Here is a 12,316-nt window from a genome sequence, read left to right on the forward strand (position 1 = left end):
CAGGCTGATTTTCAGACGAAGACATTTCTGGTTGCTTAGAATCGGCGTAGGATTCGCCGCGAGCCTTTTTTGCCTCTTTATAGGGATACCATTGGCTGCTCTCTTCCTGAGAGAGCCACCAGCATTGCTCTGGAATGCGCTCTGGCAGCCTGATGTGCTACAGGCCCTTCAACTCAGCTTGCTCACAACAAGTTGTAGCACGATCCTGGCCCTTATCTTTGGATTGCCCGTTGCGTATGTATTGGCTCGGAGCACCTTCCCGGGCCGACAGTTCATCGAGACGCTGATCACTCTGCCTACCGTCCTGCCACCTGTAGTGGCCGGGGTTGCGCTCCTACTGACCTTTGGACGCTCAGGGCTCATAGGGAGATACCTGGCTCTAGCTGGCATCACCATTCCTTTCACCACCATTGCAGTTGTTCTTGCGCAGGTCTTCATCTCCGCCCCTTTTCTTATCAATAGCGTCAAAGCAGGTCTGCAGCAACTGGACCGCCGCTACGAGCAAGCCGCCTACACCTTACGCGCCTCTCCCTTCTATACCTTCTGGCACATCACCTTACCGCTCATTCGACCATCCGTATTGGCTGGCATGGGCCTGGCCTGGGCTCGATCGCTGGGAGAGTTTGGAGCAACAATTACATTTGCGGGAAACTTTCCTGGCGTGACACAGACCATGCCCATTGCTGTCTATATAGCAACCGAGATAGATATTGATAAGGCCATTGCCCTGGCAGTGGTCTTACTGGCCGTCTCGCTAGGAATATTGCTAACACTACGCCTGAGTCGAACAGCCATGTAACACTTTTGGGCAGTGGTACTATACTAGAAAAGCTGGAATAATGAGCAAGATGGCAGAGCAAAAAAACTGCTTCATCTGGCTGGAGAGGCCATGTCTGACCCTCATAACATGCTAATAGAGCAGGCAGATTCATTGACAATCATGGGGGAGATTTGTACAATAAGAAGAGATGCCGTTGTGTTATGACTAGGAGGCAATTTCATGGCTATTGCTCATACGGACCTTTATCGTCATGAGAACCTCGTCCGTAAATCCATCCAGATTCCCTCAAACCAGCACAAAGAACTAAAAGAGCTGGCTGTTGAATTAGACTCCTCGCTTGGAGATGTAGTGGAGACGATAATGGATCTAATGAGACAAGATAACTATGAACAATTGAAATCTGCGATTATCCAGAAACGCGAACGTGAACTTACCTCCCTCAATAATTCCCTCGATGAAGCCTACGCCTATCTCGGTTCTACACCAGAAACAATCGAAGAGGCGCGCTTTTTTTTTGGGGCCGGGCTTGAAGGTATATTTGCATGAGTAACGAGGCCAGGCAGATTCTGCCCAGCCTGAATCAGCAGGATACGTATGCAGTTACCCCAAACCCTCGCCGTGGAGAGATCTGGGATGTGAATTGGTCCCCTGGTCGCGGTGCCGAACAGCAAGGCATGCGCCCAGCCTTAATTATTCAGAACGACCGTGGCAATGCCTCACCATCATATCCTTTGACCATTGTCGCTTCCATGAGCCGCACCGAGCGGGAGCTTCCCTTGCATGTGCGGATCAATCCTAGTCCAGAAAACGGGTTAACTGATTCAACTGATGTGAAATGTGAACAGGTGATGACGATCGAAAAGTCTCGCCTCGTACGTAGAAGGGGCACGATCAGTGCGGAGGAGATGCATCGCGTCGATGCAGCCCTACGCCTGAGTATCAATGTCTAATACAACAAAGTGCTGGTATCTTTGCGCTCACAACATCACTATATTTTGATCTTACGCCAATACTTGTGATCTTATATCTGGCTTATGATCTTACGCTCATATCTGGAAGACGATATCTCTCATATCGTCTTTTTTTGTTGCTCACTACCTGCTGCTGACCCAAAAAGCAAATGAGCTGCTACGGGAGAATAAGATATAATCAGGCAATAGATGACAGCCAATCGAAGATGGCTGGCCTCTGCCTTTGCAATTGGCTGTAGCAGAGCCACAAATGCCTGTGATAGAATCTTGGTAAAGAGACTACCCTATACTACCCCCCCAGGAGAGACATGTCATGCAAAAACAGACAGGAACGATACAAGTTAAGCGCAGCTTCCCAGAGATGCTTAAAGGTGGAGTCATCTGCGACGTTGTCAATGCCGAACAGGCAAGAATTGCTGAAGAGGCCGGTGCCTCCGCAGTTATGGCACTGGAGCGCGTCCCCGCCGATATCCGTGTGCAAGGTGGAGTCGCACGTATGAGCGATCCCGAACTGATCATCCAGATTAAGCAGGCAGTAACCATTCCAGTAATGGCGAAGTGCCGTATCGGCCATTTTGTCGAAGCAGAGATTCTCCAGGCCATTGGTGTAGACTGTATTGACGAGTCCGAGGTCCTGACGCCAGCCGATGAGCGCTATCATGTCAACAAACATCAATTTGCCGTTCCGTTTGTATGTGGAGCACGCAATCTGGGCGAAGCGCTGCGCCGTATCGGGGAGGGCGCGGCCATGATCCGTACCAAAGGTGAGGCTGGAACCGGCGATGTTATTGAGGCTGTACGCCATATGCGCACCATCATGGATGATATTCGCCGCCTGCAAAACCTGCCCGAAGAGCAGTTGATGACCGAAGCCAAAGAGCTGGGCGCACCTTATGAACTGGTTCTGGAGATTGCTCGTACTGGCAAACTGCCAGTAGTTAATTTCTCCGCCGGTGGTGTAGCCACGCCAGCTGATGCAGCCCTGATGATGCGCCTGGGAGCAGAAGGGGTCTTTGTAGGCTCAGGTATCTTTAAATCAGGCGACCCGATGGCGCGTGCAAAGGCCATTGTTAAGGCAACCACTCATTATCAGGACCCGGATATTCTGGCTGAAGTCTCTCGTAATCTGGGCGAACCTATGGTTGGTATCAATGTCGACAAGTTGCCTGAGCAACAGCAGATGGCACGTCGCGGCTGGTAAGTGGAAATTTTCGTATGGAAAACTACAACTTTAGACCACGCATCGGCGTATTAGCTTTGCAGGGCGATTTTGAAGCCCACCTGAAAATGTTGGCGCAACTGGGAGTAGACGGAAAAGCCGTCCGCCTGCCCGAGCATCTAGAGAAATTAGATGGTATAATAATACCAGGTGGTGAGAGCACCACAATTGGTAAGTTAATGGTCATCTATGGTCTGGATGAGGTACTTCAACAGAAGCTCCGCGAAGGGCTTCCCGTCTGGGGAACCTGTGCTGGCCTGATCTTATTAGCAAAGGAGACGGATAACGCCCTTGCAGGTCAACCTCTGTTGGCAAGCATGGACATTCGCGTCCGCCGTAATGCGTTTGGCAGTCAGCGGGAAAGTTTCGAGACTGATCTGTCGGTGTCCGCTTTAGGTGAAGCGCCATTCCACGCATTCTTTATTCGTGGTCCCTCGATTGAAAAAGTCGGACCAACGGTAGAAGTGCTGGCAACGCTCGACGATGGAACCATCGTCGCTGTCCGCGAAGGTACCTTCCTGGGTACAGCCTTTCATCCTGAAGTGTCTGGAGACACCCGTTTCCATGAGTACTTTCTCCGCATAGTACAGAGCGTCAATCGGTAGCCTCTACATAAGTAGGATGAGCCCGCTGTGGATCATTTCCTACGCATTTGTCTAGAAGAGCACCAGACGCAGGAGCACTGGATGATACGACCGGTACTGTATGTCGATCTGCCGGGGATCATCTACGCCATTGACCACCGGGCTCGTAGCCGTCAGCACGAACTGGCAAACTTCGTGTGCTGGCTCGAGCCGGTAGAGAATGCATTACCACCGCCTCCCATTCTGAGACATATTCTTCCATTACATCCTGCCGCTCGAACCTGGATCTGTGAGGATCACTGGCGCTTACTTGGATTTGCGCAGGTTCTGGAGCGCCCCTCCCATACAACATGGGAGCTCTCATATTTAGCTTCGATGGCTCAGGCAAATCTAGCCAGCGAAGACATCCTTGCCGCCCTGCTTGACTACACCTTAGAGATGGCGGCCATGCATGGAATTCTCCGCGTTTTCGCCAAGGTCGAGGACGATATTCCAGAGCTGGAAATGTTCCACCGCTCTGGTTTTCAGCGCTATGCTCGGGAACTGACGTATGTCTATGATCCACAGCAATCAGATGCGCCTGGCTCTCTGCCCCTGCACGAGCCCGACCTCCCTTCGCTTCGTCGTTGGAATCGCCACCATGTGTGGGGCTTGTATCAGCTCTATCGGGCTGTAACCCCACAGCGCGTTCTAACGGCAGAACTGCTGGAGAATAGCGAAGAATACGCCCGGCTCCAGGTCGGATCACTACGCCCTTCCGTATTTTCCCAGGGGAGTGAGAATTATGTATGTGACGTCGGTGTGCGCATCGGAGCCTGGGTGCGGCTGTATCGAGGGAACGGATCGAAGCCGCATCGTATTGCCTTGATTGTTCACCCAGAGCACACTGATCTGGCAGAACCACTTTTGCGTTTTGCCATCAGGCGGCTACTGGCAGCAGACGTACGACGCATCTATTGCCTGGTGCGCGAGTACGACTCTTTTGTTATCACTGCTTTACGCAATAGTGGATTTGAGCAGGCCTCCACCAAAGTCCTGCTCGTGCGACACGTAGCCTTACTCGCTACGAGGCAGAGCACTGTCCCCCTACTAGAGCAACGAGCAGTCTATGGCTTGAAGGGCCTGGGGACGGTCAATTCTCGCCAAAAAATAATGAGGTGATAAAACTGCCTATGCAACATGTGATCACTGACGATCTGGAGGCTCTGCTGGCGACACTCCCGCCAGATATCCATGACGCGGTTAATCGGCTAGACAACCGAAGCGAACTGCTTGAGATCGTGCTGGACCTTGGGCGCACCGCCGAAGGCCGATTCCCTGATGGGGAGGTGATCCTTAGTACAACACCGGTGACCTATGCCGATCTGGAATATGTGGTCAAACGCATTGGGGAATTCGGCGATGATAATCGCGCTGGTATTGAGCGAACACTCCACCGTATTAGCGCTATGCGCAATCGCAAAGGGAGAATTGTCGGTCTGACCTGCCGTATCGGTCGTGCGGTGCTTGGCAGTATTGCCCTGATCCGTGATATTGTCGAACAGGGTCAGTCTATCTTGATTCTTGGTCGCCCAGGCGTGGGGAAAACCACCCTGCTGCGTGAAATTGCTCGCGTCCTGGCGGACGAGGCGAATAAACGGGTGGTGGTGGTCGATACCTCGAATGAGATCGCTGGCGATGGGGATATTCCTCATCCTGGTATTGGCCGCGCTCGACGTATGCAGGTGGCACGCACTGCCGAACAACATTCGGTCATGATTGAGGCCGTAGAGAACCATATGCCGCAGGTCATTGTTATCGATGAGATCGGTACTGAGCTCGAAGCCGCTGCCGCCCGGACGATCGCTGAACGCGGCGTTCAACTGGTCGCAACTGCTCACGGAACCTCTCTTGGCAATCTACTAGTCAATCCAACGCTGGCTGATCTGGTTGGTGGCATTCAGACGGTAACCCTTGGTGATGAGGAGGCCCGCCGACGCCATACCCAGAAAAGTATTCTGGAGCGTAAAGCTCCTCCCACCTTTGATGTTGTGGTTGAGCAGCAGAGTTGGGAAGAGGTGACGGTGCATCGGGATGTGGCCGATACGGTCGATAATATGCTGCGCGGCCAGCCTGTTATCTCTGAGGAGCGCACACGCGATGAAGAGACCGGTCATGTCTCGGTACGTCGCGCTACATCTGGTGGAATGGATGTCCCCGGCTGGGGCGCTGGTCTGGGTGGCTCAAATCTGGCTGGACGCCAGGGCCAGGGCTTTACCAGCAGTATGTTCGAGCGCGAACGGCCCGAGCGCGGAGGCCCCAATGGAGGCTTTGGTCAGTTCCGCCAGGGTCCATCCCAGGGCGGGCCACGCAATCCACGAGGACGAAACCAGACTACTGCACAGGTCTCTCCTCAGGTTCAGGCTCTGGCTCCTACGGGAACTTCGTCGGCTGCAACTGCGGTCCTGCCTGCTGTTCGTCCGGTAAACGAGATTCAGGAGGGGATCTATCAAGCTGCCGAACCAGTGACAGATGTCTCGCTTAAGAAGACGCTCCGCGTCTATCCCTTTGGCGTCAATCGCGATCGTCTCGCTGAGTCCGCTCGCCAGCTTCGCGTCCCTGTCCTGGTCACAAACAATGAAAAAGAGGCCGATGCCGTCATTACGCTGAAAAATTATTACCGCCGTCAGCCCGAACGCTTGCAGCAGGCTGAGCAAGAGCGCAAGCTGATTATTATTCTTAAAAATAATTCAATCATGCAAATGCAACATGCACTCGCGCGCATCTTTGATATCCCAGAGGTCCCCGTCTCGGATGAGGATGCAGAGGAGTCTGGCGCTGGCATAGCATCAGAGATGGCGGAGTTCGATGATCCCACGAAGCAGGCCATGTTGGAGACTGAGGACGCGATCCATCAGGTTCTGAATAAAGGGCTCACTACTGCCGAGCTGGCACCTGCCAATGCTTATATTCGACGCTTACAGCATCAAATGGCTACACGCTATAACCTTATCTCGCGTAGTCGCGGGAAAGAGCCCTATCGACGGGTCAAAATCTTTCGCTCTCGCGAGTAGCGAGAAGTACAGGGACGCCTCGCGCGTCCCTGTTTTTGTTTTTGGAAGATTGTTTGACTTTCTCTTCTGTTGTCACGACTTCTCTCTTACGCTATAATCCTTTTCATACATCAGGCGTTGAGGCTGAGGCTATTGCCATGACGGCCAGGTTCCTACGTCGGAGTAAGAAGGAGTCATAAAGAGAATATGCACTTAATCGAACATGATACGACCGATGGAGCTAGCCATGAGGCTCTGCCCGCCGTTACTATCGCTGATATCTGGCAAGCCTATAAATATCTTAAACCACTTATTCATCATACTCCTCTGGATCACTCGCGCACCCTGAGCCAGCTAACAGGGGCCGAGATCTATCTTAAAGGCGAACATATGCAACGCTCCGGAGCCTTTAAGGTCCGTGGCGCTGGCTACAAAATCTCTCGTCTGACTCCTGAACAATATCAGGCTGGCGTGATTGCTGCCTCCGCAGGAAATCATGCTCAAGGTGTGGCGATTGCAGCTGCACAACACAATACGCCTTGCACTATTGTGATGCCTGAGAATGCTCCTCTGGCAAAGGTCATGGCCACGCAGAGCTATGGTGCCAATGTGGTACTCTATGGCGCTACATACGATGATGCCTACCAACATTGCTGTGAACTTCAGGCCCAATCTGGCGCGACCTTTATCCATGCATTCGATGATCCTGAGATTATTGCCGGTCAGGGTACGCTTGGCCTGGAGATGCTCAATGATCTGCCGGATGCGGATGCTATTGTGGTCCCCATCGGTGGTGGAGGGCTAATCTCTGGCATCGCTATTGCCGCTCGCGCTCTGAAGCCCGATATTACTATTATTGGTGTACAGGCAGCCGGGGCAGGGAGCTGCAAGGCATCTATCTCTGCCGGCGAACTACGCACTTTACCATCCATTACAACGATTGCTGATGGCATTGCTGTCAAACGGCCCGGCACATTGACGTTCTCGTTGATTCAAAAGCTGGTGGATGATATTGTTCTGGTGGAAGATGAAGCCACTATTCATGCTGTGCTCTTACTGATGGAGCGCCATAAGATGCTGGTAGAGGGCGCTGGAGCAATCGGTCTGGCAGCACTGCTGAGCGGTGCCGTTAATCTAAAGGGCAAGAAGGTTCTGGTCCCTTTAACCGGGGGAAATATCGATATTCATCTGGTCAGCCGCTTTATTGAACATGGTCTGGCTGGAGCTGGCAGGTCGTTTGTCATTCATGCACGCCTGACGGATCGACCTGGTGAGCTGATGCGCATGCTCTCGGTCATTGCTGAGATGCGGATCAATGTGATTGATGTACGCCACCAACGTATCTCCAGCCGGTTGCCAATTATGCAGCGGGAAGAGACCATTACGTTAGAGACGCGCGATCGTAAGCAGTGTGAGGAGCTTTTAGAACGTCTGCGTAAGGAAGGCTATATGGTAGAAGAGGCTCAATCTTTCGATTAAAGAAGATCACTTGTCTCTTTCCCCTCTTTCCTCTTCCGCTCTGGTCACCCCTCCATAGTTCAATGGGAAACGGAAAACGGGAACAGAAGCTATGGTGGGGCTACCATGGTGGAATGGGACGTTTCGGCAGGAGACAAGCAACCTGCCCTACTTTTTATATTGTCATATGCTTTAAAAACATATTATACAATTTCAAGTAGGGAAAGTCGCTTGTCTCTTTCCTCTGGTCCCATTCCACTGTGTGAGCCCCTCCATGGCTTCATTGGAACATAAGACATGGAGGGGCTGGCATTGGTGGAGCTTCACGATTTGGCAGGAGACAAGCTACCTGCCCTACTGTTTTATCATACCATGCTCTATTTGCGTGTAAAAAGATGTAGAGTAGGCAAAGTCGCTTGTCTCTTTCCTCTGCTCCCACTCCGCTCTGTGAGCCCCTCCATAGTTCAATGGGAAACGGGAAACGGGAACAGAAGCTATGGTGGGGCTATCATTGCTGGAGCTTCACGATTTGGCAGGAGACAAGCTACCTGCCCTACTCTAGTGTTGTTTGATGCTCTATTTTGCGTGTAAAAAGATGTAGAGTAGGGCGTCTCTTTCCTCTGCTCCCACTCCACTCTGTGAACCCCTCCATGGCTTAATGGGAAACGATGCCTATGGAGGGGCAAGCATGGTCGGGCTTCACGATTGAGCAACTGACATTGCAAAAACCAGATCACTAATTACTGGCAGGCTTAGCAACCGTCACTTTATTTGAATAGGTCGCGCTCTGACCCAATTCATCAGTCACGGTGAGTGTCACTGTGTAGGTGCCATCTTGCTGGTAATAATGATACGTTGAGGAAGAATAAGTATCGGTTTCAGGTCTAGAATTATCGCCAAAATCCCAGGTATAGCTGGCGATATGAGTGCTGGGATCAGCCGCACTTAATGAAGCATCAAAACTGACCTGATCGTAGAACCAGTAGCTTGTTGACGTCTGCGCGGTGAACGAAGCCGTTGGAGGCGGCGGCAAAACCTGGACGCTGATTGCATCATTGCTCGTTTGACCCAAAGGATCTATGACGGTAACGCTAATGATATGATTACCATTTGTCTGATACTGATAGGAGATCTCCTGTCCATGATAACCGCCATTCACTGGCTGATTGCTTGGCGTGCTCGAGCCCGGTCCGCCGCCGAAGCCTCCTGAGCTCGAAGTATCGCCAAAATTCCAGGTATACTTCAGATCTCGACCATTGCCCTGAGCTTTAAAAGTCGTTGCCTTATAAAGGGTCAGAGTACTGCTGGCCAACGACGCAATCTTCACGGTCGGTTTAGGATAGCCCAGGGTAATACCAGTCTGTCCAGCCCATTGGAGCCAGTAAAGATTGCCTGCAATGAGCGCAACAATAACCAGAAGCAGGACGATCCAGGCCAGTCGTTTGTTCCAAAGTGTGGCCACACTGGATGATGTGGCCGGTTCAAGAGGCGCAATAGGTACCGACATTATACTAAACCTCCTTCTGATGGTGTCTGAGGGGCTTCGGGCTGTGAGCCTATTGGTGGATAATTCGGCTGCGACCCTACCGGTGGATAATTCGGCTGTGATCCTACTGGTGGATAATTTGGCTGCGACCCCACCGGTGGATAATTCGGCTGTGATCCTACTGGTGGATAATTCGGCTGTGATCCTACTGGTGGATAACCTGAAGGAGTGGGATAGGGAAAGACCGGCTGCGGTGTGGCTAACACTACACCCTCTGGTGTAGTGGCCAGAGCACTGGCACCGCTGGCCAGCAGGAATAAGCCAGGGATAGCAATCAACAACGTTGCAACAATATCTCGAATGCGCTGATTAAGATCGAGCGTAATCACATGATTAAGGCTGATTAGCTGAACACCAGTAAGAATTGAGATGATTGTCAGTAGAATGAGAAAAATGATAGCTCCATAGAAGAGCGCACGCGCACCGCTTTGTCGCGTTCGACGTGGCTGTCCCGTCAGACGATCGAGCAAAAAGAAACTGGGAATTGCAATCACCAGCAGTGGGGTCACCAGTGCCTGGCGAACGCTCGTCAGACCTGGGCGCAACTGGCTTATCTGATACATCCCTCCCAACGCTCCGATGAGAGCTGAGGTAATCAGAGCCCAGAGCAGCACATTCAGCACACCAACACCAATGGAAGACGTAACCTGATGCGTCTGTGAACCAAAGACAGCGACTTGATTATGTGTAATGGTGCTGATCCCAACCAGAATCATCATCAAAACTGTAAAGGGCAGAGCAATCAACGCTCCCTGAATAGCAGCTGGACCAGTTCCCTGAACGCGACCAAGTGCAGCACTCACGCGACCACCCAGAAACAGACTGATGACCGGAATAAGTAAGAGGAGATACATCCATGGTTGGATATGACCACCAATCAGGCTAATGCTGGCGCTGGTCTGGCCTCGAGCAGTATAAAAACAACTATTATAACTATAAGCACTTAACTGAACCCCAGAGTTGGTAATATCAATCGGCGCACCCAGCGAGAAGGCCAGAAGCATTGCAGCATGAATAGGTACCTGGCCCAATCCAAACAGGCTGATACTATACCAATCGGTACTTTCACAGAGATTCGTCTGTAAGAAAGGGATTGAAAAACCACTGAAGGCAAGTAAGCTATAAACTGTGAGCAAAGCGAGTCCGAAACCCAGGCCCAGTGCCACAAGGCTTCCAGTTACAGCCCCCGCCATCTGTGGTCGAGTATTTGTATGTAAAAATGTATGGATCAACGATCGCCAATTGCCTTGAGCCAGTTTTAACGAGGCTCCAAGCAGGCCAAAGAGCGCTCCCCAGAACAGACCAGCGGCCAGGAGAGAGGGCACATCGACCGAAAGGGTGTAGTTTACATCCTGCGTTGTGGTATTTGCCACAATATTGTTAAAGTTACCATTGACCTGTGTTGATAAAAGGAACAGGATAAAGGTGTAGGGCAGAGCAATCACTGCACCACGCAATAGACTCTGGCGTGGGCGATTCTGAAAATCGCTACTGGCTGCAATATAGCCACCAATAATGAGAAAAATGGCTGGCAAAAAGAGCAGACCATGCAAAGGAAAGGCAAAATTCTCAGTTATTGATGCTGTATTATCACCATTGGCTGTAGTCGAGCTATAAGTAGCCTGGAGATGCTGCCCAATGCCATGCGCTGACAGGAACAGTTGCAGGATATCGCGAAAAGGGTTTTGTACAGGAGTAATCGACAGATTTTGTCCGAGGAGAAAATTCACAGTCTCGTCTACATACTTGTTATCAGTCTTTGCTGCAACGAGGTTATGCAGAATACTCGCCAGCACAGGCTCGAAAATAGAGAAGGTAATAACCCCCAATAAGGCCGCAACGATGCCGCCCAGGACGATTCCAAGCCAGAGATTACTTCCTAATGCTGGTTGAAAGAGACGAATCAAGACTTTCTGCACCAGATTTGGTTGGGCAGGGAGAATAACTGGTCTGGGTGTTGTTGGAACTGGTGGATACGTCCCCACTGATGCAGGGTAAGGCACAGGATTAGGATAATATGGCTGCTGCCCAGTCGGTTGCGAGAGAGAAGGAGATGGGTAAGCGCTTGCTCCAGCTACTGGCTGAACAGGTGGATAGGGCCCCGTCTGGGCAGCATAAGGCGTTGATGGCTGTGGACCAGTAGCTGGCAACGATGAAGATGGATAGGGACCGGGCACAGCCTGGTAAGATGGTTCTGACTGCTGTGATTGTCCTATTTGAGAGGCTGGAGCATTGATCACGGTCTCATCAACTCCAGCCTGATGTGGATCAGAAGATTGATTGTTCACTACTGTCGCATCAGTTGAAGACTCAATCTTATGCCCGCAATAATTGCAGAAGATTGCATCCGCAGGAATGGGCTTTCCACAAGATGAACATGTCATATGGATTACCTACCTTCTGGCTAATATCAGTAAGAGAGTGAAAATGTATGTGCATTAAAAATGCATGCTCAAACGATTAAGATAAAAACAATAGTATTATACCTAAAAAACACTACAGTGACAATAACCGAACCAGTCAATAATCACATGCTTTAAGCTATCAAGAAAGTTCCTTTCTCATAAATCTGTAGTGATATTCCTCACTTTTGTATCTGCTTAAGCAATATGCAAAGCAGGGCTAAGAAAAGAATGCCCCTGCATTTGGTGCGACTATGTATACTGAATTCAGGTATAGCTGTTTTTTATACCGGCCTCTCGAATGTGGTAGTGTTTTCTTTCGT

10 protein-coding genes are annotated in these 12,316 nt (G+C 51.0%); 8 read left to right on the plus strand and 2 right to left on the minus strand.

The window, feature by feature from the left end; translation table 11 throughout:
• The first annotated feature begins 91 nt into the window (after nucleotides 1-91).
• The 8 genes from EL628_RS01850 to ilvA all read left to right on the plus strand — a co-directional run bounded on the left by EL628_RS01850 (nucleotide 92) and on the right by ilvA (nucleotide 8,066).
• Nucleotides 92-799 carry an ABC transporter permease gene (locus EL628_RS01850; RefSeq protein ID WP_245993968.1) on the plus strand — a complete coding sequence of 236 codons (708 nt, stop codon included), beginning with the start codon at nucleotides 92-94 and terminating at the stop codon, nucleotides 797-799.
• 201 nt (nucleotides 800-1,000) lie between these two features.
• Nucleotides 1,001-1,327: a hypothetical protein gene (locus tag EL628_RS01855; protein WP_126578102.1), complete on the plus strand. Its 327-nt coding sequence runs from the start codon at nucleotides 1,001-1,003 to the stop codon at nucleotides 1,325-1,327.
• The gene (locus EL628_RS01860) at nucleotides 1,324-1,731 is read left to right on the plus strand and encodes a type II toxin-antitoxin system PemK/MazF family toxin (RefSeq protein ID WP_126578103.1); all 408 of its coding nucleotides are present in this window, start codon (nucleotides 1,324-1,326) and stop codon (nucleotides 1,729-1,731) included. The genes EL628_RS01855 and EL628_RS01860 overlap by 4 nt, the downstream gene beginning before the upstream one ends.
• A gap of 334 nt (nucleotides 1,732-2,065) precedes the next feature.
• The gene (gene pdxS / locus EL628_RS01865) at nucleotides 2,066-2,953 is read left to right on the plus strand and encodes a pyridoxal 5'-phosphate synthase lyase subunit PdxS (protein WP_126578104.1); all 888 of its coding nucleotides are present in this window, start codon (nucleotides 2,066-2,068) and stop codon (nucleotides 2,951-2,953) included.
• A 14-nt stretch (nucleotides 2,954-2,967) separates the two neighbouring features.
• Nucleotides 2,968-3,576, plus strand: a complete 609-nt coding sequence (gene pdxT, locus EL628_RS01870) for a pyridoxal 5'-phosphate synthase glutaminase subunit PdxT (protein WP_126578105.1) — start codon at nucleotides 2,968-2,970, stop codon at nucleotides 3,574-3,576.
• A gap of 81 nt (nucleotides 3,577-3,657) precedes the next feature.
• Nucleotides 3,658-4,716, plus strand: coding sequence for a hypothetical protein (locus tag EL628_RS01875; RefSeq protein WP_126578106.1), 1,059 nt, complete (start codon nucleotides 3,658-3,660; stop codon nucleotides 4,714-4,716).
• 11 nt (nucleotides 4,717-4,727) lie between these two features.
• Complete coding sequence (locus EL628_RS01880; protein ID WP_126578107.1) at nucleotides 4,728-6,608, plus strand: AAA ATPase domain-containing protein; 1,881 nt, start codon at nucleotides 4,728-4,730, stop codon at nucleotides 6,606-6,608.
• 186 nt (nucleotides 6,609-6,794) lie between these two features.
• Entirely contained in the window at nucleotides 6,795-8,066 is a 1,272-nt protein-coding gene (gene ilvA, locus EL628_RS01885; protein ID WP_126578108.1) for a threonine ammonia-lyase, read from the plus strand.
• A 715-nt stretch (nucleotides 8,067-8,781) separates the two neighbouring features.
• Here ilvA and EL628_RS01890 read toward each other — a convergent pair.
• Nucleotides 8,782-9,552, minus strand: coding sequence for a PKD domain-containing protein (locus tag EL628_RS01890; protein WP_126578109.1), 771 nt, complete (start codon nucleotides 9,550-9,552; stop codon nucleotides 8,782-8,784).
• Nucleotides 9,552-11,975, minus strand: a complete 2,424-nt coding sequence (locus EL628_RS01895) for a zinc-ribbon domain-containing protein (protein ID WP_126578110.1) — start codon at nucleotides 11,973-11,975, stop codon at nucleotides 9,552-9,554. The genes EL628_RS01890 and EL628_RS01895 overlap by 1 nt, the downstream gene beginning before the upstream one ends.
• Between the last annotated feature and the right edge of the window lie 341 nt (nucleotides 11,976-12,316).

Source organism: Tengunoibacter tsumagoiensis, assembly GCF_003967535.1.
Taxonomy (GTDB): Bacteria; Chloroflexota; Ktedonobacteria; order Ktedonobacterales; family Ktedonobacteraceae; genus Tengunoibacter; species Tengunoibacter tsumagoiensis.

Bases quoted from the DNA above. Each gene is read 5' to 3' on its own strand.
- ilvA (WP_126578108.1), top strand. From the start codon at position 6,795: ATGCACTTAATCGAACATGATACGACCGATGGAGCTAGCCATGAGGCT.
- pdxS (WP_126578104.1), top strand. From the start codon at position 2,066: ATGCAAAAACAGACAGGAACGATACAAGTTAAGCGCAGCTTCCCAGAG.
- pdxT (WP_126578105.1), top strand. From the start codon at position 2,968: ATGGAAAACTACAACTTTAGACCACGCATCGGCGTATTAGCTTTGCAG.
- EL628_RS01875 (WP_126578106.1), top strand. From the start codon at position 3,658: ATGATACGACCGGTACTGTATGTCGATCTGCCGGGGATCATCTACGCC.
- EL628_RS01890 (WP_126578109.1), bottom strand. From the start codon at position 9,552: ATGTCGGTACCTATTGCGCCTCTTGAACCGGCCACATCATCCAGTGTG.
- EL628_RS01895 (WP_126578110.1), bottom strand. From the start codon at position 11,975: ATGACATGTTCATCTTGTGGAAAGCCCATTCCTGCGGATGCAATCTTC.
- EL628_RS01860 (WP_126578103.1), top strand. From the start codon at position 1,324: ATGAGTAACGAGGCCAGGCAGATTCTGCCCAGCCTGAATCAGCAGGAT.
- EL628_RS01855 (WP_126578102.1), top strand. From the start codon at position 1,001: ATGGCTATTGCTCATACGGACCTTTATCGTCATGAGAACCTCGTCCGT.
- EL628_RS01880 (WP_126578107.1), top strand. From the start codon at position 4,728: ATGCAACATGTGATCACTGACGATCTGGAGGCTCTGCTGGCGACACTC.